This window comes from Pseudomonas sp. SK3(2021), from assembly GCF_016772375.1.
GTDB classification, from domain to species: Bacteria; Pseudomonadota; Gammaproteobacteria; order Pseudomonadales; family Pseudomonadaceae; genus Aquipseudomonas; species Aquipseudomonas chlororaphis_I.
Genome location: NZ_CP061943.1, coordinates 1,475,615 through 1,499,673, shown reverse-complemented (window position 1 = coordinate 1,499,673; position 24,059 = coordinate 1,475,615). Strand labels below are relative to the sequence as shown.

At 64.1% G+C, this 24,059-nt stretch carries 18 protein-coding genes; 14 read left to right on the top strand and 4 right to left on the bottom strand.

Features of this window, described 5'->3' with window-relative positions:
* Nucleotides 1-310: 310 nt before the first annotated feature.
* From map to dapC, 3 genes are read left to right on the top strand one after another with little or no spacing between them, the layout of a single operon-like run.
* A complete protein-coding gene (gene map, locus IF690_RS06670) occupies nt 311-1,093 on the top strand; it encodes a type I methionyl aminopeptidase (RefSeq protein WP_009047211.1) in 783 nt (260 codons plus the stop codon).
* A 47-nt stretch (nt 1,094-1,140) separates the two neighbouring features.
* Nucleotides 1,141-3,843, top strand: a complete 2,703-nt coding sequence (locus IF690_RS06665) for a [protein-PII] uridylyltransferase (RefSeq protein WP_202699374.1) — start codon at nt 1,141-1,143, stop codon at nt 3,841-3,843.
* Between the two features lie 39 nt (nt 3,844-3,882).
* Nucleotides 3,883-5,082, top strand: a complete 1,200-nt coding sequence (gene dapC, locus IF690_RS06660; RefSeq protein WP_202699372.1) for a succinyldiaminopimelate transaminase — start codon at nt 3,883-3,885, stop codon at nt 5,080-5,082.
* 114 nt (nt 5,083-5,196) lie between these two features.
* Here dapC and IF690_RS06655 read toward each other — a convergent pair whose 3' ends face one another.
* Nucleotides 5,197-6,843 (bottom strand): Na+/H+ antiporter, encoded by a 1,647-nt coding sequence (locus IF690_RS06655; protein WP_202699370.1) that lies wholly within the window; start codon nt 6,841-6,843, stop codon nt 5,197-5,199.
* A 280-nt stretch (nt 6,844-7,123) separates the two neighbouring features.
* On the opposite strand from IF690_RS06655, the gene IF690_RS06650 reads away from it, so the two are divergent.
* The 4 genes from IF690_RS06650 to IF690_RS06635 all read left to right on the top strand — a co-directional run bounded on the left by IF690_RS06650 (nt 7,124) and on the right by IF690_RS06635 (nt 10,202).
* Nucleotides 7,124-7,432 carry an arsenate reductase gene (locus IF690_RS06650; RefSeq protein ID WP_231999350.1) on the top strand — a complete coding sequence of 103 codons (309 nt, stop codon included), beginning with the start codon at nt 7,124-7,126 and terminating at the stop codon, nt 7,430-7,432.
* Nucleotides 7,433-7,466: 34 nt separating this feature from the next.
* Nucleotides 7,467-8,501 (top strand): 2,3,4,5-tetrahydropyridine-2,6-dicarboxylate N-succinyltransferase, encoded by a 1,035-nt coding sequence (dapD, locus tag IF690_RS06645; RefSeq protein WP_202699368.1) that lies wholly within the window; start codon nt 7,467-7,469, stop codon nt 8,499-8,501.
* A gap of 76 nt (nt 8,502-8,577) precedes the next feature.
* The gene (locus IF690_RS06640) at nt 8,578-9,783 is read left to right on the top strand and encodes an aminotransferase class V-fold PLP-dependent enzyme (RefSeq protein WP_202699366.1); all 1,206 of its coding nucleotides are present in this window, start codon (nt 8,578-8,580) and stop codon (nt 9,781-9,783) included.
* Nucleotides 9,780-10,202 carry a SufE family protein gene (locus IF690_RS06635; RefSeq protein ID WP_202699364.1) on the top strand — a complete coding sequence of 141 codons (423 nt, stop codon included), beginning with the start codon at nt 9,780-9,782 and terminating at the stop codon, nt 10,200-10,202. Before IF690_RS06640 ends, IF690_RS06635 begins: the two co-directional genes overlap by 4 nt.
* 108 nt (nt 10,203-10,310) lie before the next feature.
* Here the strand turns inward: IF690_RS06635 and tcdA are convergent, their stop codons facing one another.
* Entirely contained in the window at nt 10,311-11,120 is an 810-nt protein-coding gene (tcdA, locus tag IF690_RS06630) for a tRNA cyclic N6-threonylcarbamoyladenosine(37) synthase TcdA (protein WP_202699360.1), read from the bottom strand.
* 263 nt (nt 11,121-11,383) lie between these two features.
* On the opposite strand from tcdA, the gene IF690_RS06625 reads away from it, so the two are divergent.
* The 4 genes from IF690_RS06625 to IF690_RS06610 all read left to right on the top strand — a co-directional run bounded on the left by IF690_RS06625 (nt 11,384) and on the right by IF690_RS06610 (nt 16,632).
* On the top strand, nt 11,384-13,978 hold the full coding sequence (locus IF690_RS06625) for a glycosyltransferase (RefSeq protein WP_202699343.1): 2,595 nt from the start codon (nt 11,384-11,386) through the stop codon (nt 13,976-13,978).
* A gap of 233 nt (nt 13,979-14,211) precedes the next feature.
* A complete protein-coding gene (gene dapE, locus IF690_RS06620; RefSeq protein WP_202699340.1) occupies nt 14,212-15,363 on the top strand; it encodes a succinyl-diaminopimelate desuccinylase in 1,152 nt (383 codons plus the stop codon).
* Nucleotides 15,363-16,172 (top strand): putative RNA methyltransferase, encoded by an 810-nt coding sequence (locus IF690_RS06615; RefSeq protein ID WP_202699339.1) that lies wholly within the window; start codon nt 15,363-15,365, stop codon nt 16,170-16,172. The genes dapE and IF690_RS06615 overlap by 1 nt, the downstream gene beginning before the upstream one ends.
* A gap of 82 nt (nt 16,173-16,254) precedes the next feature.
* Nucleotides 16,255-16,632 (top strand): hypothetical protein, encoded by a 378-nt coding sequence (locus IF690_RS06610; protein ID WP_202699338.1) that lies wholly within the window; start codon nt 16,255-16,257, stop codon nt 16,630-16,632.
* 115 nt (nt 16,633-16,747) lie between these two features.
* Here the strand turns inward: IF690_RS06610 and IF690_RS06605 are convergent, their stop codons facing one another.
* Complete coding sequence (locus tag IF690_RS06605) at nt 16,748-16,957, bottom strand: cold-shock protein (RefSeq protein ID WP_007927922.1); 210 nt, start codon at nt 16,955-16,957, stop codon at nt 16,748-16,750.
* A 244-nt stretch (nt 16,958-17,201) separates the two neighbouring features.
* Here IF690_RS06605 and plsB point away from each other — a divergent pair, with 244 nt between their 5' ends.
* From plsB to IF690_RS06590, 3 genes are read left to right on the top strand one after another with little or no spacing between them, the layout of a single operon-like run.
* Entirely contained in the window at nt 17,202-19,706 is a 2,505-nt protein-coding gene (gene plsB / locus IF690_RS06600; RefSeq protein ID WP_202699337.1) for a glycerol-3-phosphate 1-O-acyltransferase PlsB, read from the top strand.
* A 51-nt stretch (nt 19,707-19,757) separates the two neighbouring features.
* Complete coding sequence (locus IF690_RS06595; protein WP_038581806.1) at nt 19,758-20,156, top strand: YbaY family lipoprotein; 399 nt, start codon at nt 19,758-19,760, stop codon at nt 20,154-20,156.
* A gap of 27 nt (nt 20,157-20,183) precedes the next feature.
* Nucleotides 20,184-20,873 carry a DUF4197 domain-containing protein gene (locus IF690_RS06590; protein WP_202699336.1) on the top strand — a complete coding sequence of 230 codons (690 nt, stop codon included), beginning with the start codon at nt 20,184-20,186 and terminating at the stop codon, nt 20,871-20,873.
* Between the two features lie 115 nt (nt 20,874-20,988).
* Here IF690_RS06590 and IF690_RS06585 read toward each other — a convergent pair whose 3' ends face one another.
* Nucleotides 20,989-24,054 (bottom strand): efflux RND transporter permease subunit, encoded by a 3,066-nt coding sequence (locus tag IF690_RS06585; RefSeq protein ID WP_202699335.1) that lies wholly within the window; start codon nt 24,052-24,054, stop codon nt 20,989-20,991.
* Nucleotides 24,055-24,059 lie beyond the last annotated feature (5 nt).

Here is a 24,059-nt window from a genome sequence, read left to right as displayed (position 1 = left end):
GTGGGTTTAGGCTTTTCGGGGCATCCCCGGAAAGCGGCGCATTTTATACCACAAGAAGGGTAAAAACGGAACCCGGATTCTCATTTCCCCCGGAGCGCTTTTTGCGCCCCCCCTTGGAATCGGACCAGAATGCTCCACTGTTATAGAAAGAAGCGACGCACAGAGCCTCAGATTTGCCCCTGGGCTCTGTTAGAATCGCACCTTTGAGGCTTTTGAAAGCGCGGCGACCCCACAGCGGGCTCTGCCTTCGACACACCGTTTTCAAGCCATTCCGTGTTTATCCGCGCCACTGAGCGTCAAGAGAGCCTGTATGACCGTCACCCTCAAAACTCCCGAGGACATCGCAAAAATGCGTGTCGCCGGCAAACTGGCCGCCGAAGTGCTGGAAATGATTGCCGAGCATGTCAAACCCGGTGTAACCACCGAAGAGCTGGACCGCATCTGCCACGACTACATCGTCAATGTGCAGCACGCGATTCCCGCGCCTTTGAATTACAAGGGTTTCCCCAAATCCATCTGCACCTCGATCAACCACGTGGTGTGCCACGGCATCCCGAACGAGAAGCCACTGAAGGATGGCGACACCCTGAACATCGACGTCACCGTCATCAAGGACGGCTACCACGGCGATACCAGCCGCATGTTCCACGTCGGCACCGTGCCGGTCTGGGCCGAGCGCCTGTCGCAGATCACCCAGGAATGCATGTACAAGGCCATCGAGCTGGTCAAGCCGGGCTGCCGCCTGGGCGACATCGGCGAAGTCATCCAGAAGCACGCTGAAAAAAATGGCTTCTCGGTAGTTCGCGAGTTCTGCGGCCACGGTATCGGCAAGGTGTTCCACGAAGAGCCGCAGATCCTGCACTACGGCCGCGCCGGCACCGGCATGGAACTGAAAGCCGGCATGACCTTCACCATCGAGCCGATGATCAACCAGGGCAAGGCCGACACCAAGGTGCTGGGCGACGGCTGGACCGCGATCACCAAGGACCGCAAGCTCTCCGCGCAGTGGGAACACACCCTGCTGGTGACCGAGACCGGCTACGAGATCTTCACCCTGCGCAGCGATGACACCATCCCCCGCGTCTCGGCCTGATCCACGCAACTGCGCCCTTACCTATAGATAGAAAGGAAAGCCAATCGATGCCGCAGGTGGATCCCGAATTGTTCGACCGCGGCCAGTTCCAGGCGGAACTGGCACTGAAGGCAAGCCCTATCGCCGCCTTCAAGAAAGCCATTCGTCAGGCACGTGAAGTGCTCGACGAGCGCTTTCGCAGCGGACGGGATATCCGCCGGCTCATCGAGGACCGCGCCTGGTTCGTCGATAACATCCTGCAAAAGGCCTGGGACCAGTTCGACTGGAGCGAAGACGCCGACATCGCCCTGGTGGCGGTCGGCGGCTACGGTCGTGGCGAGCTGCACCCCTACTCGGACATCGACCTGCTGATCCTGCTGGACAGCGCCGACCACGAGGTTTTCCGCGATTCCATCGAGCGCTTCCTGACCCTGCTCTGGGACATCGGCCTGGAAGTCGGGCAAAGCGTGCGCTCGGTGGAGGAGTGCGCCGAAGAGGCCCGCGCCGACCTGACGGTGGTTACCAACCTGATGGAAAGCCGCACCATCTGCGGCCCCGAACGCCTGCGCCAGCGCATGCTCGACGTCACCAGCACCGCGCACATGTGGCCGAGCAAGGACTTCTTCCTGGCCAAGCGCGCCGAACAGAAGGCGCGGCACCACAAGTACAACGACACCGAATACAACCTGGAACCCAACGTCAAAGGCTCGCCCGGCGGCCTGCGGGACATCCAGACCATCCTCTGGGTCGCCCGTCGCCAGTACGGCACGCTGAACCTGCGGGCCCTGGCCGGCGAAGGTTTCCTGGTGGAAAGCGAGAACGCGCTGCTGGCCTCGTCCCAGGAGTTCCTGTGGAAGGTCCGCTACGCCCTGCACATGCTCGCCGGGCGCGCCGAAGACCGCCTGCTGTTCGATCACCAGCGCTCGATCGCCAAGTTGCTGGGGTTCGAAGGCAACGACGCCAAGCAGGCCATCGAAAGCTTCATGCAGCAGTACTACCGGGTGGTGATGAGCATCGCCCAGCTCAGCGACCTGATCATCCAGCATTTCGAGGAAGTCATCCTCGCCCCGGAAGACGAAGCACCGCCGCAGCCGATCAACTCGCGCTTCCAGCTGCACGACGGCTACATCGAGGCGATCAACGCCAACGTGTTCCGCCGCACGCCGTTCGCCATGCTGGAAATCTTCGTGCTCATGGCCCAGCACCCGGAGATCAAGGGCGTACGCGCCGACACCATTCGCCTGTTACGCGAAAATCGCCACCTGATCGACGACGATTTCCGCCATGACATCCGCAATACCAGCCTGTTCATCGAACTGTTCAAGTGCGAGATCGGCATTCACCGCAACCTGCGGCGGATGAATCGTTACGGCATTCTCGGGCGTTACCTGCCGGAGTTCGGCCATATCGTCGGGCAGATGCAACACGACCTGTTCCACATCTATACGGTCGACGCCCACACCCTGAACCTGATCAAGCACCTGCGCAAACTGCAGTACACCCAGGTTTCGGAGAAATTCCCGCTGGCCAGCAAGCTCATGGCCAAGCTGCCCAAGCCCGAGCTGATCTACCTGGCCGGGCTCTACCACGACATCGGCAAGGGCCGGCACGGCGACCACTCGGACATCGGTGCCGTGGACGCGGAAGCCTTCTGCATCCGCCACCAGTTGCCGCTGTGGGACACCCGCCTGATCGTCTGGCTGGTACAGAACCACCTGGTCATGTCGACCACCGCCCAGCGCAAGGACCTGTCCGACCCGCAGGTGATCCATGATTTCGCCCAGGTCGTGGTCGACCAGACCCGCCTGGACTATCTGTACGTGCTGACGGTTTCCGACATCAACGCGACCAACCCGACGTTGTGGAACTCCTGGCGCGCCAGCCTGTTGCGCCAGCTCTACACCGAGACCAAGCGTGCCCTGCGCCGCGGCCTGGAAAACCCGGTGGACCGCGAAGAGCAGATCCGCCAGACACAAAGCGCGGCCCTGGACATCCTGGTCCGCGCCGGCACCGACCCGGACGATGTCGAGCAGCTCTGGGCGCAACTGGGCGACGACTACTTCCTGCGCCACACCGCCGGCGACGTAGCCTGGCACAGCGACGCGATCCTCCAGCAGCCGGCCGACGGCGGCCCGCTGGTGCTGATCAAGGAAACCACCCAGCGCGAATTCGAGGGTGGCACGCAGATCTTCATCTATGCCCCGGACCAGCACGACTTCTTCGCCGTGACCGTGGCCGCGATGGACCAGTTGAACCTGAACATCCACGACGCCCGGATCATTACCTCGAGCAGCCAGTTCACCCTCGACACCTACATCGTGCTCGACAACGACGGCGGCTCGATCGGCAATAACCCGCAACGCGTCAAGCAGATCCGCGACGGCCTTACCGAGGCCCTGCGCAACCCTGACGACTACCCGACCATCATCCAGCGTCGGGTACCGCGTCAGCTCAAGCACTTCGCCTTCCCGCCGCAAGTGACTATCCACAACGACGCCCAGCGCCCGGTCACCGTGCTCGAACTGAGCGCTCCCGATCGCCCCGGCCTGCTGGCGCGCATCGGCAAGATCTTCCTGGAGTTCGACCTGTCGCTGCAAAACGCCAAGATCGCCACCCTGGGCGAGCGCGTGGAAGACGTGTTCTTCATTACCGACGCGAACAACCAGCAACTGTCCGATCCCCAGCTGTGCAGCCGACTGCAGGACGCCATCGTCGAACAGCTGAGCGTCAGCCACGAACCGCCTACCGCCTTGACGCGCCTGAGCATCTGACCACGCGCCACGACCCGCTTTGAGTGAGACACCGCACCGATGAACAACGCTCTGAACCAGCTGCAGCCCTACCCGTTCGAGAAACTCCGCGCCCTGCTCGGCGGCGTCCAGCCGAACCCGGCCAAGCGCCCTATCGCGCTGTCCATCGGCGAACCCAAGCACCGCTCGCCGAGCTTTGTCGCCGAGGCCCTGGCCAACAACCTCGACCAGATGGCGGTGTATCCGACGACCCTGGGCCTTCCAGCCCTGCGCGAAGCCATCGCCAACTGGTGCGAACGACGTTTTGGCGTACCCGGCGGCTGGATCGACCCGGCGCGCAACGTGCTGCCGGTCAACGGCACTCGCGAGGCGCTGTTCGCCTTCACCCAGACCGTGGTCAACCGTGGCGACGACGCGCTGGTGGTCAGCCCGAACCCCTTCTATCAGATCTACGAAGGCGCGGCCTTCCTCGCCGGGGCCAAGCCGCATTACCTGCCGTGCCTGGATGAAAACGGCTTCAACCCGGACTTCGACGCGGTACCGGCCGAGATCTGGCAGCGTTGCCAGATCCTGTTCCTGTGCTCGCCAGGCAACCCGACCGGCGCGCTGATCCCGATCGAAACCCTGAAGAAACTCATCGCCCTGGCCGACCAGTACGATTTCGTGATCGCCGCCGACGAGTGCTACAGCGAGCTGTACTTCGACGAGCAGACCCCGCCTCCCGGCCTGCTCACTGCCTGCGCCGAGCTGGGACGCCAGGACTTCAAGCGTTGCGTGGTGTTCCACAGCCTGTCCAAGCGCTCCAACCTGCCGGGCCTGCGCTCCGGCTTCGTGGCCGGCGACGCGGACATCCTCAAGGGCTTCCTGCTGTACCGCACCTACCATGGTTGCGCCATGCCGGTTCAGACCCAACTGGCCAGCATCGCCGCCTGGAACGACGAAGTGCATGTGCGCGCCAACCGCGCGCTGTATCGCGAAAAGTTCGATGCGGTGCTGGAGATTCTGGCGCCGGTGCTCGATGTGCAGCGCCCGGATGGCAGCTTTTACCTGTGGCCGAACGTGGCGGGCGACGATACCGCGTTCTGCCGTGACCTGTTCGAACAGGAGCATGTGACCGTGGTGCCGGGCTCTTACCTGTCGCGTGATGTCGACGGCAGCAACCCGGGCGCCGGTCGAGTGCGCATGGCCCTGGTAGCACCTTTGGCCGAATGCGTGGAAGCCGCCGAGCGGATCCGGGATTTCGTTCAGCGCCGTAAATAACCCACGCTGGCCTGTAGGAGCGAAGCTTGCTCGCGATGAACGATAACGCGGTGCATCAGGTGTACTGCGTCGTCTTCATCGCAGGCAAGCCTCGCTCCTACGACAGGGCTGACGTTATTTCACCTGCCCCAGATTGGCCTCGCTGAGGTCCAGCTCACCCAATACCTCGCGCAATACGTCGTCGCCGATCTGGTGCTGGCGGCTCAACCGATACAACTCCAGCCGCTGCGCCCGCAGCGCCTTCAAACGCAATTTGCGCTCCAGCAAGTCCATCTGAAACGCCAGCGCCTGGGCTTCGGCGGAATCGTTGAACACCTCCAGTTGATGACGATACTCCGACATCAGCCGCCCCTTGAGCTCGGTGGCCAGCGCTGCCTGGGCCGCATCCGGTGAATTGGCCGCATCGGCCACTTCCTCGGCCTCCAGGGCATGGATCGCCGCCTCGGCGGTTTTGCGCCAGGCGTCGCGCACTTCGGCATGGCGCTTCTCGTCAGGGCTCTTCTGGATGCCCCGCAGCAACAGCGGCAAGGCGATACAGGCGGCCACCAGGGACAACAGGATCACCCCGGCGGCAATGAAGATCAGCAGGTCGCGCTCGGGGAAGGCCTCGCCCGCCCCCAGCAACAGCGGGACCGACATGACGCCCGCCAGGGTCACCGCCCCGCGCACCCCGCCCAGCGTCAGCAACCAGCAGGAACGCGCGGTCGGCACCAGCGTCAGCTCGCCCTTGCCACGCCAGCGGCGCAACAGCCCGGACAGGCGCCAGATGCTTTGCACCCAGATGAAACGCAGCACCAGCAGCACCAGGAAGATCGCCCCGACATCCAGGCAGCGATAGAACAGGGTCGGCCACAAGGTGGTTTCGTGGCTGACCACCGCCTTGATGATGTCGGGCAGTTGCAGGCCCAGCAGCAGAAAGATCAGGCCGTTGAAGGCGAACTCCAGCAGCGACCAGACACTGCGGTTGAGCAAGCGGCTGCTGGTCTGCCGGGGCAACAGGTCGAGCCAGCTCTGCATCATCCCCGCCGCCACCGCCGAGAGGATACCCGAGGCCCCCAGGCGCTCGGCCAGCACGTAGGCGGCGAACGGCAGCAACAGCATGAACACCACATGGGTCGCCGGGTCATCCCAGCCGCGGGCGATCATCCAGGCACGCAGGCGCCCCACCAGCCAGCTCAGGGCCACGCCGACCGCCAGGCCACCCACGGCCACCAAGACAAAGGTCAGGCTGGCATTGGCCAGGGAAAACACCCCGGTCACGGCCGCCGCCAGGGCGAACTTGAAGGTCACCAGGCCGGAGGCGTCGTTCATCAGCGCCTCGCCCTGGAGCATGTGCATCAAGGGCGTCGGCAGGCGGTTCTGGGAAATCGCCGAGACCGCCACGGCGTCGGTGGGCGACAGCACTGCCGCCAGGGCAAAGGCCACCGGCAAGGGAATGGTTGGCAGCAACCAGTGAATGAAATATCCGGCACCCACCACGGTGAACAACACCAGGCCCACAGCCAGGGTCAGGATCGGGCCACGCAAGCGCCACAGGTCGCGCTTGGGCATGCGCCAGCCATCGGAGAACAGCAGCGGCGGCAGGAACAGAAACAGAAACAATTCCGGGTCCAGGGCCACGTGCAGCCCCAGGGTGGGCCAGGCCAGCAGGGCCCCGGCGGCGATCTGCAACAGCGGCAACGGCAACGGAATCACCCGTCCGACCAGCCGCGAGAGACTCACCAGCATCAGCAGGATAAGGACGGTATAAGCGGTTTGCATAAAGCGGTTTTCCCAATCGATCAGCAGCAGACTTCAGGCAACAGGTTACCGTCGAAGTGCCATATTAGCCGCTTAAGCTCGGGCCTCGCCGCTGCACAAAAGTCGCAAGCGGCCCATGCCGCTGTCACACAAAGCTACAAAGCCGGGCCTTCGCCGACGCCGAACCAGCGCGGGCATGGCATAATCCGTGACCTTTAACTCCAGCATCTCAAAAGGGGGCAATTCCTTGACCGCTTCAAGCAAAACGTTGCACCTTTTCGGCATCAAAGCCTGCGACACCATGAAAAAGGCGCGCACCTGGCTCGATGAACACGCTGTCAGCTATGACTTCCATGACTACAAAGCGGTTGGTATCGACCGTGAACACCTGGCCCAGTGGTGCAACGAGCACGGCTGGCAGGTGGTGCTGAACCGTGCGGGCACGACCTTTCGCAAACTCGACGACGAACGCAAAGCCGATCTCGACCAGGCGAAAGCGATCGAACTGATGCTCGCGCAACCCTCGATGATCAAGCGCCCGGTGCTCGATCTCGGTGACCGAACCCTGATTGGCTTCAAGCCCGATATCTACGCGGCAGAAATCAAATAACGCCTGCCCGTTCAATTTTGTAAGAGGTAACAGCATGTCCACTACCCTGTTCAGCCTGGCCTTTGGTGTCGGCACTCAAAACCGTCAAGGCGCGTGGCTGGAAGTGTTCTACGCCGCCCCCCTGGTCCAGCCATCCGCGGAAATCGTTGCCGCCATCGCCCCGGTACTGGGCTACAGCGAAGGCAACCAGGCCATCGCCTTCACCACCGCCCAGGCGGCGCAATTGGCCGAAGCACTGAAAAGCATCGACGCCACCCAGGCCGCGCTGCTGACCCGCCTGGCCGAGAGCCACAACCCGCTGGTCGCCACCCTGCTGGCCGAAGACGCCCAACTGACCTCCACCCCGGAGGCCTACCTGAAGCTGCACCTGCTGTCCCACCGCCTGGTCAAGCCCCACGGCCTGAACCTGGCCGGGATCTTCCCGCTGCTGCCGAACGTGGCCTGGACCAACCAGGGCGCGGTCGACCTTGGCGAGCTGGCCGAGCGTCAACTGGAAGCGCGCCTGCGCGGCGAGCTGCTGGAAGTGTTCTCGGTGGACAAGTTCCCGAAAATGACCGACTACGTGGTACCGAGCGGCGTGCGTATCGCTGACAGCGCGCGCATTCGCCTGGGCGCCTACATCGGCGAAGGCACCACCGTGATGCACGAAGGTTTCGTCAACTTCAACGCCGGCACCGAAGGCCCGGGCATGATCGAAGGCCGGGTTTCCGCGGGCGTATTCGTCGGCAAGGGCTCCGACCTGGGCGGCGGTTGCTCGACCATGGGCACCCTGTCGGGCGGCGGCAACATTGTGATCAAGGTCGGCGAAGGCTGCCTGATCGGCGCCAACGCCGGTATCGGTATCCCGCTGGGCGACCGCAACACCGTGGAATCGGGCCTGTACGTGACCGCCGGGACCAAGGTGGCGCTGCTGGACGAGAACAACCAGCTGGTCAAGGTGCTCAAGGCCCGCGAACTGGCCGGCCAGCCGGACCTGCTGTTCCGCCGCAATTCGGAGACCGGTGCCGTGGAGTGCAAGACCCACAAGTCGGCCATCGAGCTGAACGAAGCGCTGCACGCTCACAACTAAGCAGCGATTCGGTTCCACTGCAACCGGCCGGGCGCTTATCATCGGCGCCCGGCCTGTTCAAACGAGTTCTGCCACCATGCTTGTACCCTCCCCCTGGCGCGCTGACTTTCCGGCCATCGCCGCCCTGCAACGGCAGGACCAGACCTACCTGGACAACGCCGCCACCACGCAAAAACCCCAAGCCCTGCTGGACGCCCTGGCGCACTACTACGCCAATGGCGCGGCCAATGTGCATCGCGCGCAACACCTGCCCGGCGCTCACGCCACCCAGGCGTTCGAAAACAGCCGGCACAAGGTGGCGCAATGGCTGAATGCCGGTAACAGCGGGCAGATTATCTTCACACACGGCGCGACCTCCGCGCTGAACCTCCTGGCCTATGGCCTGGAACACCAATTCAACCCGGGCGACGAGATCGTCATCAGCGCTCTGGAGCATCACGCCAACCTGCTGCCCTGGCAGCAGTTGGCGCACCGTCGCGGCCTCAACCTGGTGGTTCTGCCACTGGACGACGACGGCCTGATCGATCTCGACGCCGCCGCTCGCCTGATCGGCCCGCGCACCCGGTTGCTGGCCGTCAGCCAGCTGTCCAACGTGCTCGGTGCCTGGCAACCCCTGCCGCAGCTGCTGGCCCTGGCCAAGGCGCACCATGCCCTGACCGTGGTCGACGGCGCCCAGGGCGTGGTCCACGGCCGCCACGATGTGCAGGCGCTGGGCTGCGATTTCTATGTGTTCTCCAGCCACAAGCTCTATGGCCCGGACGGCGTCGGCGTGCTCTACGGGCGCACCGAGGCGTTGCCAGGCCTGCGTCACTGGCAGTTTGGCGGCGAGATGGTCCAGCAGGCCGAATACCAGCACGCCAGCTTCCGCCCCGCCCCGCTGGGTTTCGAGGCCGGTACGCCGCCGATCGCCAGCGTGATCGGCCTGGGCGCGACCCTGGATTACCTCAGCGGCCTGGACCAGGACGCCGTCAGCGCCCATGAAGCTGCGCTGCACGACTACCTGCTGCATGGCCTGCTGGCCCGCAAAGGCCTGCGCCTGCTGGGCAAGCCGCAGCTGGCGCTGGTCAGTTTCGTAGTCGACGGCGTGCACAACGCCGACCTGGCGCATCTGCTGACCGAACAGGGCATTGCCGTGCGCGCCGGGCATCACTGCGCCATGCCGCTGCTGCAAAGCTTCGGCCTGGCCGGGGCGATCCGTGTGTCGCTGGCGCTGTACAACGACTCCGAGGACCTGGAGCGCTTCTTCGAGGCCCTCGATCAGGCCCTGGAGCTGTTGCGATGAGCCTGCCCGCCGAAGCCCTGGCCGCCCTCGACAGTTTTCAGGGCGCTCCCGGCTGGGAACAGCGTGCACGCTTGCTGATGCAATGGGGCGATCGCCTGGCGCCGCTGGCTGAAGCCGACAAGGTCGAGGCCAATCGGGTGCATGGCTGTGAAAGCCAGGTCTGGCTGGTGGGCACCTTGCAAGACGGTCACTGGCAGTTCGCCGCCAGCAGCGATGCGCGCTTGATCCGTGGCCTGGTGGCCCTGCTGCTGGCGCGGGTCAACGGTCTGTCCGCCGAGGAGCTGCAACGGGTGGATTTGCCGGACTGGTTCAATCAATTGGGCCTGTCGCGCCAGCTGTCGCCCTCGCGTAGCAATGGGCTGAATGCGGTATTGCAGCGGATGCGCGAGCTGGCCGGCACAACCGCTGAGCCTGGATGAGACACGGACCTGTGTAGCCGCTGCCGCAGGCTGCGATCGACTCCGCAGGAGACGTGCTCTTCAGGGCCTCGAAGCCCCTTCGGGCCTTATCGCAGCCTGCGGCAGCGGCTACAGGGGCTTGACCCGATCCGCCGGGCGCCGCACGCCAGCCACCAGCTTGTCCACCGCCTTGGTTGCCGCGACCATGCCGAAGGTCGCGGTCACCATCATCACCGCGCCAAAACCGCCGGCGCAGTCGAGTTTCACGCCATCGCCGACAAAGCTCTTCTGCAGGCAGATGCTGCCGTCCGGTTTCGGGTAACGCAGCTGCTCGGTGGAAAACACGCAAGGCACGCTGTAGTGACGGGTCACGGTGCGGGAAAAACCGTAGTCGCGACGCAGGGTCGAGCGCACTTTCGAAGCCAGCGGGTCGTTGAAGGTCCGGTTCAGGTCACAGACCTGGATCAGCGTCGGGTCGATCTGCCCGCCCGCGCCGCCGGTGGTGATGATCTGGATCTTGCGCCGCTTGCACCAGGCGATCAGCGCCGCCTTGGCATTGACGCTGTCGATGCAATCGATCACGCAGTCGATGTCCGGCGTAATGTACTCGGCCATGGTCTCGCGGGTGACGAAGTCCGCCACCGCATGCACGGTACAGGCCGGATTGATCCCACGCAGGCGCTCGGCCATGACCTCGACCTTGGCCTTGCCCACCGTGCTGTCCAGGGCGTGCAGCTGCCGATTGCTGTTGCTGACGCAGACATCGTCCAGGTCGAACAGCGAAATCTCCCCCACGCCGCAACGGGCAATGGCTTCCGCCGCCCAGGAACCGACACCGCCGACACCGACGATCGCCACATGGGCGGCGCGCAAGCGTTCCAGTCCCTCGATGCCATACAAACGGGCGACGCCAGCAAACCGCGGATCTTCTGTACTCATGACCATTACCCCAAAAACCGGCGCGCATTATAGGGCCGATGTCCGCCAAGAGCATCTTTGCCCTATGAATGGCGGTCAGGGCTGCTTTAATGAGGGAACAATCTGAAAACTCCAGCGCCTCGAACTTAAATCGAGTTGGATTGCCCAACCTGCGGCCTTCTCTTGTGCGCTGTACGCTCAGTCGAAGGCCAGTGTAGGATGCGCGCCGCTTGGCGCACGCCGACCGTTCCTCCGTTCCACACCCTTTGGAACCCGAAATAGCTATGTCATCGCGTAAATTTGGACTCAACCTGGTGGTGGTTCTGGCAATCGCCGCCCTGTTCACCGGCTTCTGGGCACTGGTCAACCGCCCGGTTTCCGCCCCCAATTGGCCCGCACAAATCTCCGGTTTTTCCTACTCGCCTTTCCAGCTGGGCCAGTTCCCGCAGAAAGACCAGTTCCCGACCGACGACGAAATGCGTCGCGACCTGGAGATCATGAGCAAGCTGACCGACAACATTCGGACCTACTCGGTCGACGGCACGCTGGAGAACATCCCCAAGCTGGCGGAAGAGTTCGGCCTGCGCGTGACCCTGGGGATCTGGATCAGCCCGGACCTGGAGCGCAACGAGCGTGAAATCACCCGTGCCATCGACATCGCCAACACCTCGCGCAGTGTGGTGCGCGTGGTGGTCGGCAACGAAGCGATCTTCCGCAAGGAAATCACCGCCGACCAGTTGAGCGTCCTGTTAGATCGCGTGCGGGCAGCCGTCAAGGTACCGGTCACCACCTCCGAACAGTGGCATGTCTGGGAAGAACACCCGGAACTGGCCCAGCACGTCGACCTGATCGCCGCCCACGTCCTGCCCTACTGGGAATTCATCCCGATGGACAAGGCCGGGCAGTTCGTCCTCGACCGTGCTCGCGACCTGAAGAAGATGTTCCCGAAAAAACCGCTGCTGCTGTCCGAGGTGGGCTGGCCGAGCAACGGTCGCATGCGTGGCGGCGCCGACGCCAGCCCGGCGGATCAGGCGATCTACCTGCGTAACCTGGTCAACAAGCTCAACCGCCAGGGCTACAACTACTTCGTGATCGAAGCCTTCGACCAGCCGTGGAAGGCCAGCGACGAAGGTTCGGTGGGCGCCTACTGGGGCGTGTTCAACGCGGCGCGCCAGCAGAAGTTCAACTTCGAAGGCCCGGTAGTGGCGATCCCGCAATGGCGCGTGCTGGCCATCGGTTCGGTGGTCCTGGCGCTGCTGTCCCTGACCCTGCTGATGATCGACGGCTCGGCCCTGCGCCAGCGCGGCCGGACCTTCCTGACCTTCATCGCCTTCCTCTGCGGTTCGGTGCTGGTGTGGATCGGCTACGACTACAGCCAGCAATACAGCACCTGGTTCAGCCTGACGGTGGGCTTCCTGCTCGCCCTGGGTGCGCTCGGGGTGTTCATCGTGTTGCTCACCGAGGCCCATGAGCTGGCCGAGGCAGTCTGGGTGCACAAGCGCCGGCGCGAGTTCCTGCCGGTCGAAGGCGACTCCAATTACCGGCCGAAAGTCTCGATCCACGTGCCCTGCTACAACGAGCCGCCGGAGATGGTCAAACAGACCCTCAACGCCCTGGCCAACCTCGACTATCCGGACTTCGAAGTCCTGATCATCGACAACAACACCAAGGACCCGGCGGTCTGGGAACCGGTGCAGGCCTATTGCGAGACCCTCGGCCCGCGCTTCAAGTTCTTCCACGTCGCGCCGCTGGCCGGTTTCAAGGGCGGCGCGCTGAACTACCTGATCCCGCACACCGCCAAGGACGCCGAAGTGATCGCGGTGATCGACTCGGACTACTGCGTCGACCGCAACTGGCTCAAGCACATGGTGCCGCACTTCGCCGACCCGAAAATCGCCGTGGTGCAATCGCCGCAGGATTACCGCGACCAGAACGAAAGCACCTTCAAGAAGCTCTGCTACGCGGAATACAAAGGCTTCTTCCATATCGGTATGGTCACCCGCAACGACCGTGACGCGATCATCCAGCACGGCACCATGACCATGACCCGTCGTTCGGTCCTGGAAGAACTGGGCTGGGCCGACTGGTGCATCTGCGAAGACGCCGAGCTGGGCCTGCGGGTGTTCGAGAAAGGCCTGTCGGCAGCGTACTACCACGAAAGCTACGGCAAGGGCCTGATGCCGGATACCTTCATCGACTTCAAGAAACAGCGTTTCCGCTGGGCCTATGGGGCGATCCAGATCATCAAGCGCCACACCGCCAGCCTGCTGCGCGGCAAGGACACCGAGCTGACCCGTGGCCAGCGCTACCACTTCCTCGCGGGCTGGTTGCCGTGGGTGGCGGACGGCATGAACATCTTCTTCACCCTCGGCGCCCTGCTCTGGTCGGCGGCGATGATCATCGTGCCGCAGCGCGTCGATCCGCCATTGCTGATCTTCGCGATCCCGCCCCTGGCGCTGTTCGTGTTCAAGGTCGGCAAGATCATCTTCCTCTACCGCCGGGCGGTCGGGGTCAACCTCAAGGATGCGTTCTGCGCGGCCGTGGCGGGCCTGGCGCTGTCCCACACTATCGCCAAGGCGGTGCTGTACGGCTTCTTCACCAGCAGCATTCCGTTCTTCCGCACGCCGAAGAATGCCGACAACCACGGTTTCTGGGTGGCGATCTCGGAAGCCCGGGAAGAGCTGTTCATCATGCTGCTGTTGTGGGGCGCGGCGCTGGGCATCTACCTGGTGCAGGGTGGCCTGCCGAGCAACGACATGCGCTTCTGGGTGACCATGCTGCTGGTGCAGTCGCTGCCGTATGTGGCGGCGCTGGTCATGGCCTTCCTGTCGTCGTTGCCAAAACCGCTTGCCGAAAGCGCGCCGGTGGCGGCTGCATAAATCGCTGCAAAGCACTAAACGGCGGCCTCTGGCCGCCGTTTTGCTTTAAGATATCCGCCATTTTGCGCGCCTTGCCCGCCGCCGCCTCTGCAGGAGCGAGCTTGCTCGCGATAGATAGCAAGAATAACGCGCAGCCCCTGATGCACTGCGCCGCTCTTGCGTCCATCGCGAGCAAGCTCGCTCCTGCAGAGAAAGAGCAGCGCCTGACCTTGCCCCAGCTTCGGAGTTTCCCCATGACGGCCCACGCCGACCTTTCGCCGACCCTGCAACTCGCCTGTGACCTGATCCGCCGCCCGTCGGTGACGCCGGTCGACGCCGACTGCCAGAAGCTGATGATGCAGCGCCTGGGCGATGCCGGCTTCAAGCTGGAGCCGATGCGCATCGAGGATGTGGATAACTTCTGGGCCACCCACGGCAAGCACGAAGGTCCGGTGCTGTGTTTCGCCGGCCATACCGACGTGGTGCCGACCGGCCCGGTCCAGGCCTGGCAGAACGATCCGTTCGACGCGCTGATCGACGAGCACGGCATGCTCTGCGGGCGCGGCGCGGCGGACATGAAAGGCAGCCTGGCGGCGATGCTGGTGGCGGCCGAGCGTTTCGTCGCCGACTACCCGGACCACAAAGGCTCGGTGGCCTTCCTGATCACCAGCGACGAAGAAGGCCCGGCGCACCACGGCACCAAGGCGGTGGTCGAGCGCCTGGCGGCGCGCAAGGAGCGCCTGGACTGGTGCATCGTCGGCGAGCCGTCGAGTACCAGCCTGGTCGGTGACGTGGTCAAGAACGGCCGTCGCGGCTCCCTCGGCGCCAAGCTCACGGTGCGCGGCGTACAGGGCCACGTGGCCTACCCACACCTGGCCAGGAACCCGATCCACCTGGCCGCAGCCGCCCTGGCCGAACTGGCCGCGGAACATTGGGACGACGGCAATGCCTTCTTCCCGCCCACCAGCTTCCAGATTTCCAACCTGAACTCCGGCACCGGCGCGACCAACGTGATCCCCGGCGAGCTGGTAGCGGTGTTCAACTTCCGCTTCTCCACCGAATCCACGGTCGAAGGCCTGCAACAGCGCGTGGCCACCATCCTCGACAAGCACGGCCTGGACTGGCATGTGGAGTGGGCGCTGTCGGGCCTGCCGTTCCTCACCGAGCCGGGCGCCCTGCTCGACGCGGTGTCGGCCAGCATCAAGGACGTCACCGGTCGCGAGACCCAGGCGTCCACCAGCGGCGGCACTTCCGACGGGCGCTTCATCGCCACCCTCGGCACCCAGGTGGTCGAGCTGGGCCCGGTCAACGCCACCATCCACCAGGTCAACGAGCGAGTGCTGGCCAGCGACCTCGACGTGCTGACCGAAATCTACTACCAGACCCTGATCAAGTTGCTCGCCTGATGCTTGCCTGCCCTATCTGCGCGGCGCCCCTGAGCGCCGTCGACAACGGTGTCGTGTGCCCGGCCGGGCACCGCTTCGACCGCGCCCGCCAGGGTTACCTGAACCTGCTGCCGGTGCAGCACAAGAACAGCCGCGACCCGGGCGACAACCAGGCCATGGTCGAAGCCCGCCGTGACTTTCTCAATGCCGGCCATTACGCCCCGGTGGCCAGGCGCCTGGCCGAACTGGCCGTCGAGCGCGCCCCGCGGCGCTGGGTCGATATCGGTTGCGGCGAGGGTTACTACACCGCACAGATCGCCCAAGCGCTGCCCCAGGCGGACGGTTATGCCCTGGACATCTCCCGGGAAGCGGTCAAGCGCGCCTGCCGTCGTGCCCCGCAGCTGACCTGGTTGATCGCCAGCATGGCCCGGGTGCCCCTGGCCGACGCCAGCTGCCAGTTCCTCGCCAGCGTCTTCAGCCCGCTGGACTGGCAGGAAGCCAAGCGCCTGCTCAGCCCAGGCGGCGGCCTGATGAAGGTCGGACCGACCAGCGGTCACCTGATGGAACTGCGCGAACGCCTGTACGACGAGGTCCGCGAATACACCGACGACAAGCACCTGGCGCTGGTGCCCGCGGGCATGGCGCTGCAACACAGTGAAACCCTGGACTTCAAGCTGACGCTGAGCCATCCGCAGGATCGCGCCAACCTGCTGGCCATGACGCCCCACGGCTGGCGCGCCAGTGCCGAACGCCGGGCCAGCGTGATCGAGCAGGCCGAGCCCTTCGAGGTCAGCGTATCGATGCGCTACGATTACTTCGTTCTGCAATAACCCATTAATCCACGACTCGAGCAGCGACTCGAGGCCGAATAAATCCGCGAATGGATTTTTCAGACCCGCAGTGAGGACATCCATGCGCCAACCGGATATCGAGATTTACCTGAAAGACGCCGACGTCGACCACAAGGCCATCGCCGCCTGGCTCGGCGCGGCCCTGGGCCCATGCAGCGAATGGGTGCAGAAAGGCCAGACCTACAAATGCAAGGCCGGCGGCGTGCCGGTGACCTGGCTGCCGAAAGCCGTGGGCAAGTGGAACAGCCTGTACCTGGAAAGCGACCAGACGCCGTGGGACGACGACATCGCCTGCGCCCGCGCCGCCTTCGCCGCGCTGAATGTCGAAGTGCGCTGCGCGCCGGGTAGCTGGGTCGAGGAAGAAGGTGAAGAATCGGCCGACCGCTGGATTCGCATCAGCGCCGACGGGGAAGAAGAGATTACCTGGCGTACCGCCTGATTTGCCCTGATCAAACCTGTAGGAGCGAGGCTTGCCCGCGATAGCGTTTAACCTGACACAACGCTATCGCGAGCAAGTCGGAACGCCGCCCGCTCGCTCCTACAAGGCACAGCGCTTACAAGCCCACTACATCCTCAGCCTGCAAACCTTTCTGCCCCTCTACCACGGCGTATTCAACCTGCTGCCCTTCGGTCAGCGAGCGGTGGCCTTCACCACGAATAGCACGGTAGTGGACAAATACATCGGCACCACCTTCACGCTGAATGAAGCCGTAGCCCTTGGCGTCGTTGAACCACTTCACGCTGCCGGTCTCGCGAGTTGCCATCAATCCATCCTCCGTCTTTTTATTATCAATCGGCTTACTGAAACGCAGCCGTGAGAACTTTCGCCTGGACCTGGGTTTCTATTGATGGGCCCCGCATGCCCAGGCGTCAGTCGGGCGAGTATATGACAGGCACAAAAACTCTCAACTCAATCTTGTTTGCCGCTTTTTTGCCGATTTTCGGTGAATCCGGCACACTAGCCGCCCCGAGCAACTGCTCGGTTTTTCCCACTAAAGCAGAAGCCGTATGACCCGCTCCCCGTTCCGCCGTCTTGTGTTTGGCACCTTGCGCCGACTGTTGTACCTCTGGGTTCGCTCGGAGACGATCAACCAGTCGTCCTTCACCCTCAACCTCGACCGCAGTCGCCCGGTGTTCTACGTCCTGCAAAACCCTTCGCTCACCGACCTCGCCGTGGTCGATACCGAGTGCACCAAGGCCGGGCTGCCGCGCCCGGTGCTACCGGTCTCGGTGGGCAACCTGCTGGAACCCGCCGCGTTCTTCTACCTGACCCCGGCCCCCGACTGGCTCGGCCGCCAGGACAAGCGCGGCGCGCCACCGACCCTGACCCGCCTGGTCAGCGCCCTGAGCCAGAATGCCGCCGAAGACGCGCAGATCATTCCGGTCAGCGTGTTCTGGGGCCAGTCGCCAGACAGCGAATCGAGCCCGTGGAAACTGCTGTTCGCCGACAGCTGGGCAGTCACCGGGCGCCTGCGCCGGCTGTTGAGCATCATGATCCTGGGCCGCAAGACCCGGGTGCAATTCTCCGCGCCGATCCACCTGCGCGAGCTGATCGAGCACAACAAGGGCCACGAACGCACCGTGCGCATGGCCCAGCGCATCCTGCGGGTGCACTTTCGCAACTTGAAGGCCGCGGTGATCGGCCCGGACATTTCCCACCGCCGCAACCTGGTCAAGGGCCTGCTGAACCAGCCGCTGGTCAGGCAGGCGATCCTCGACGAAGCCGAACGGGAAAAGATCTCCCCGGAAAAAGCCAAGGCCGTGGCCCTGCGTTATGGCAACGAGATCGCCTCGGACTACACCTTCACCGCGATCCGCTTCCTCGAAGTGGTGCTGAGCTGGTTCTGGAACAAGATCTACGACGGGATCAAGGTCAACCACATCGAAAGCGTGCAGAAAGTCGCCCCGGGCCACGAAGTGATCTACGTGCCCTGCCACCGCAGCCATATCGACTATCTGCTGCTGTCCTACCTGCTGTTCCGCAACGGCCTGACCCCGCCGCACATCGCCGCCGGGATCAACCTGAACATGCCGGTGATCGGTAGCCTGCTACGCAGGGGTGGAGCCTTCTTCATGCGCCGCACCTTCAAGGGCAACCCGCTCTACACCTCGGTGTTCAACGAATACCTGCACACCTTGTTCACCAAGGGTTTCCCGGTGGAGTACTTCGTCGAGGGCGGGCGCTCGCGCACCGGGCGCATGCTGCAACCAAAAACCGGGATGTTGGCCATCACCCTGCGCAGCTTCCTGCGCTCCTCGCGCATGCCGATCGTCTTCGTGCCGGTGTACATCGGCTACGAACGCGTGCTGGAAGGCCGTACCTACCTGGGCGAACTGCGCGGCGCGAGCAAGAAGAAGGAGTCGATCTTCGACATCTTCAAGGTCATCGGCGCCCTCAAGCAGCGCTTCGGCCAGGTGGCGGTGAACTTCGGCGAGCCGATCAAGCTGGCCGAGTTCCTCGACCAGGAACAGCCGGGCTGGCGCGCCCAGGAGCTGGGCCCGCAGTTCAAGCCGGCGTGGCTCAACGAAACCACCAACCGCCTGGGGGAAAAGGTCGCCCAGCACCTGAACGAGGCGGCGGCGATCAACCCGGTCAACCTGGTGGCCCTGGCGCTACTGTCCACCAGCCGCCTGGCCCTCGACGACCGCGCCATGGCCCGGGTCCTGGACCTGTACCTGGCACTGCTGCGCAAAGTCCCCTATTCGCCCCATACCACCCTGCCGGAAGACGATGGCCGGGCCCTGATCGAGCACGTGAAGGACATGGACCTGCTGTCCGAGCAGAGCGATGCCCTGGGCAAGATCCTCTACCTGGACGAGCAGAACGCCGTCCTGATGACCTACTACCGCAACAACGTGCTGCACATCTTCGCCCTGCCGGCGTTGCTGGCGAGCTTCTTCCAGAGCTCGTCGCGCATGAGCCGCGAACAGATCCTGCGTTACACCCGGGCGCTGTACCCCTACTTGCAGTCGGAGCTGTTCATCCGCTGGTCCCTGGACGAACTGGACGGGGTGATCGACCAATGGCTCGACGCCTTCGTCGAGCAAGGCCTGCTGCGCTTCGAGAAGGACCTGTACCTGCGTCCGGCGCCGAGTTCGCGACACTTCGTGCTGCTGACCCTGCTGTCCAAGAGCATCGCCCAGACCCTGCAGCGTTTCTACATGGCCATCTCGCTGCTACTCAACAGCGGCCAGCGCAGCATCAGCGCCGAAGAGCTGGAAGACCTGTGCACGGTCATGGCCCAGCGCCTGTCGATCCTGCACGGCCTGAATGCCCCGGAGTTCTTCGACAAGAGTCTGTTCCGCCACTTCATCCAGACCTTGCTGGAGCAGGACGTGCTGCGCCGCGACGAGGCCGGCAAGCTGAGCTACCACGAACTGCTCGGCGAGCTGGCCGAAGGCGCGGCCAAGCGCGTGCTACCGGCGGAGATTCGCCTGTCGATCCGCCAAGTAGCCCTGCACCGCAGCGAAGATGCCGCCGAGCAGGTCGCCGCCCCGCAACAAAGCGACTAGATTCTTATCGGCGCCAGGCGGTTTCTGGCGCCCCCGATACGGAGATCCATCATGAAGAAGCTCACCCTGCTCGCCCTTACCACCCTGCTCGGGGCCTGTAACAGCATGCAACCTGCCAGCAACGCCAGCCTCGACGGCGAAGTCTTCTACCTGCAACGCATCGCCCTGCCGCCAGCCGCCACCCTGAGCGTCAGCCTGCAGGACGTGTCGCTGGCCGACGCCCCCGCGGTGGTGCTGGCCGAACAGAAAGGCCCGGTCAAAGGCCAGGTGCCGCTGCCCTTCCACCTCAGCTACGACCCGGCCCAGGTCAAACCCGGGCACCGTTATTCGGTCAGCGCACGGATCGAAATGGCCGGCAAACTGCTGTTCGTCACCACCGAGCACAACGGGGTGAAACTCGACGGCAGCGACCCGCAACCGCTGAAAATCCGCGTCGACGCGGTTCGTTAATCCCTTTTCTCGAACAAGGAAGCTGCCATGCTCCGTTCCTCCCTTCGCTTCACCAGCCTGTGCGCCGGCCTGCTGATCTCTGCCAGCGCCTTGGCGCTGTCGCTCGGCGACCTGTCGCAGCAAGACGCCACCGGCGGCCTCAAGGACGCCCTGACCCAGGGTGCCCAGGTCGCGGTCAAGCAGCTGGGCACCGCCGGCGGTTTCAGCAATAACCCGGACGTGCGTATCGAGTTGCCGGGCAACCTCGGCAAAGTGGCGAAGAAAATGAAGCAGTTCGGCATGGGCGCCCAGGTCGAGGAACTCGAGACCAGCATGAACAAGGCCGCCGAGGCCGCCGTGCCACAGGCCCAGGCGCTGTTGGTGGATGCGGTGAAGAAGATGAGCGTGGAGGACGCCAAGGGCATTCTCGGCGGCGGCAAGGACTCCGCCACCCAGTACCTGAGCAAGACCAGCCGCGAGCAGATCCGCGTGAAGTTCCTGCCAATCGTCAAGCAGGCCACCGACCAGGTGGGCCTGGCCAAGCAGTACAACGCCTTCGCCGGCCAGGCCGCCACCTTCGGCGTGCTGGATGCGAAGAACGCGAATATCGAAAGCTACGTGACCGAACAGGCGCTCAACGGCCTGTTCGAGATGATCGGCAAGCAGGAAGCGACCATTCGCGAGAACCCGGCGGCAGCGGCCACCAGCCTGGCGAAGAAGGTGTTCGGTACCCTCTAACCCCTACCTGTAGGAGCGGCCGGTCGACGCTCGATTGCCCGCGATGGCCTCACTGCGGTGTGTCTGGCACACCGTGGCGTCTAGATCGCGGGCAAGCCTCGCTCCTACAGGCGAATCAGGTTTTCTTGACCCTGAACCACGCCGCATACAACGCCGGCAAGAACAGTAGGGTCAGCGCTGTCGCCACAATCAGCCCCCCCATGATCGCCACCGCCATCGGCCCGAAGAACACGCTGCGCGACAGCGGGATCATCGCCAGCACCGCCGCCAGGGCAGTCAGCACGATCGGTCGGAAGCGCCTTACCGTCGCCTCGATGATCGCCTGCCACGGCTTGAGCCCGGCGGTGATGTCCTGCTCGATCTGATCCACCAGGATCACCGAGTTGCGCATGATCATCCCCGACAGCGCGATCGTACCGAGCATCGCCACGAAGCCGAACGGCTGGCGGAACACCATCAGGAACAGGGTCACCCCGATCAGCCCCAGCGGCGCGGTGAGGAACACCATCGCCGTGCGTGAGAAGCTGCGCAGTTGCAGCATCAGCAGGGTCAGCACCACCACGATGAACAGCGGCACGCCGGCCTTCACCGAGTTCTGCCCGCGGGCCGAGTCTTCCACGGTGCCGCCGACATCCAGCAGGTAACCGTCCGGCAGTTCGGCGCGAATCGGCTCCAGGGTCGGCAGGATCTGCTGCACCAGGGTCGCCGGTTGTTCCTTGCCGTAGATATCGGCGCGCACGGTGACGTTCGGCAGGCGGTTGCGGTGCCAGATGATGCCTTCCTCGAAGCCGTACTCCAGGGTCGCGACCTGCGACAGCGCCACGCTCTTGCCGTTGTCGGTGGGCACCGCCAGGCTCGACAGCAGCGACAGCTCGGTACGTTCATGCAAGGTCCCGCGCAGCAGGATTTCGATCAACTCGTTGTCTTCGCGGTACTGGCTGACACTGGAACCGGTCAGCGAGCTTTGCAGGAACTTTGCCAGGTTGGCCGTGCTCACGCCCAGGGCCCGCGCACGGTCCTGATCGATATTGAGGTAGACCACCTTGCTCGGTTCTTCCCAGTCCAGGTGCACGTTGGTCACATGGGGGTTCTCGCGCACTTTGGCCGCGACCTTGCGCGCCAGGGCCCGCACTTCCTCGATGTGCTCGCCGGTGACGCGGAACTGCACCGGGTAACCCACAGGCGGGCCGTTCTCCAGGCGAGTGACCCGCGAGCGCAGGGTCGGGAACTGTTCGTCGAGGGTTTCGATCAGCCAGCTGCGCAGGCTTTCCCGCTCCTCGATGGTCTTGGCCAGCACCACGAACTGGGCGAAGCTCGCCGCCGGCAGTTGCTGGTCCAGGGGCAGGTAGAAACGTGGCGAACCGGTGCCGACGTAAGCCACGTAGTTATCGATGCCGGCGTGCTCCTTGAGCATCGCCTCCAGGCGCTTGACCTGGTCGGCGGTGTTGCTCAGGGACGCGCCCTCGGCCAGCTTCAGGTCGACCATCAGTTCCAACCGCCCGGAAGCCGGGAAGAACTGCTGCGGCACGAAACGGAACAGCATCACCGAGGCAATGAACAGCAGCACGGTCAGGGCGATCACGGTCTTGCGCCGGCGCACGCACCATTCCACCATCCGCCGCACCCGCTGATAGAACGGCGTGCCGTACGGATCGGGCTGGCCGTCACCGTTGCCGTGCTTGGCCGCATGCAGCTTGGCCAGGTCCGGCAGCAGCTTCTCGCCCAGATAGGGCACGAACACCACCGCGGCGATCCATGAAGCCAGCAGGGCGATGGTCACCACCTGGAAGATCGAGCGGGTGTATTCGCCGGTGCCGGACTGCGCCGTGGCGATCGGCAGGAAACCCGCGGCGGTGATCAGGGTACCGGTGAGCATCGGGAACGCGGTGCTGGTCCAGGCGTAGCTGGCGGCCTTGAGCCGGTCGTAGCCCTGCTCCATCTTGATCGCCATCATCTCCACCGCAATGATCGCGTCGTCCACCAGCAGGCCCAGGGCCAGCACCAGCGCGCCGAGGGAAATCTTGTGCAGGCCGATCCCCAGGTAATACATGGTGGCGAAGGTCATCGCCAGCACCAGCGGAATCGCCAGGGCCACCACCATGCCGGTGCGCACGCCGAGGGAGAAGAAACTCACCAGCAGCACGATCGCCAGGGCTTCCACCAGCACCTGGACGAACTCGCCGACGCCGGTCTTCACCGCGGCCGGCTGGTCGGAAACCTTGCGCAGTTCCATGCCGGCGGGAAGGGTTTTCTGGATCCGGGCGAACTCCAGCTCCAGCGCCTTGCCCAGCACCAGGATGTCGCCGCCGTCCTTCATCGCCACCGCCAGGCCGATTGCGTCCTGGCCCATGAAGCGCATGCGCGGCGCCGGTGGATCGTTGAAGCCGCGGCGTACGTCCGCCACATCGCCGATCCGGAAGGTGCGGTCGGCCACCCGGATCGGGAAATTGCCGATCTGCTCGACGCTCTGGAAATTACCGGACACGCGCAATTGCAGGCGCTCGCTGCTGGTCTCGAAGAAACCGGCGGTGGACACCGCGTTCTGCTCCTCCAGGGCCTGTTGCACCGCCGTCAGCGGCAGACCAAGGGTTGCCAGCTTGACGTTCGACAGCTCGATCCAGACTTTCTCGTCCTGCAAGCCCAGCAGCTCGACCTTGCCCACGTCCTTGACCCGCTGCAGCTGGATCTGGATGCGGTCGGCGTAATCCTTGAGCACCGCGTAGTCGAAACCGTCGCCGGTCAGCGCGTAGATATTGCCGAAGGTGGTGCCGAACTCGTCGTTGAAGAACGGGCCCTGGATACCCGGCGGCAAGGTATGGCGGATATCGCTGATTTTCTTGCGCACCTGATACCAGAGCTCGGGGATCTGGTTGGAGTGCATCGAGTCGCGCGCCATGAAGGTCACCTGGGACTCGCCCGGGCGGGAAAACGAGACGATGCGCTCGTACTCGCCGGTTTCCATCAGCTTCTTTTCAATACGCTCGGTGACCTGCCGGGAAACCTCCTGGGCCGTGGCGCCCGGCCAGTTGGTGCGGATCACCATGGCCTTGAAGGTGAAGGGTGGGTCTTCGCTCTGGCCCAGCTTGGTGTAGGACAACGCCCCGACAATGGCCAGCAACAGCATCAGGAACAACACGATCTGGCGGTTGCGCAACGCCCATTCGGAAAGATTGAAACCCATCGGGG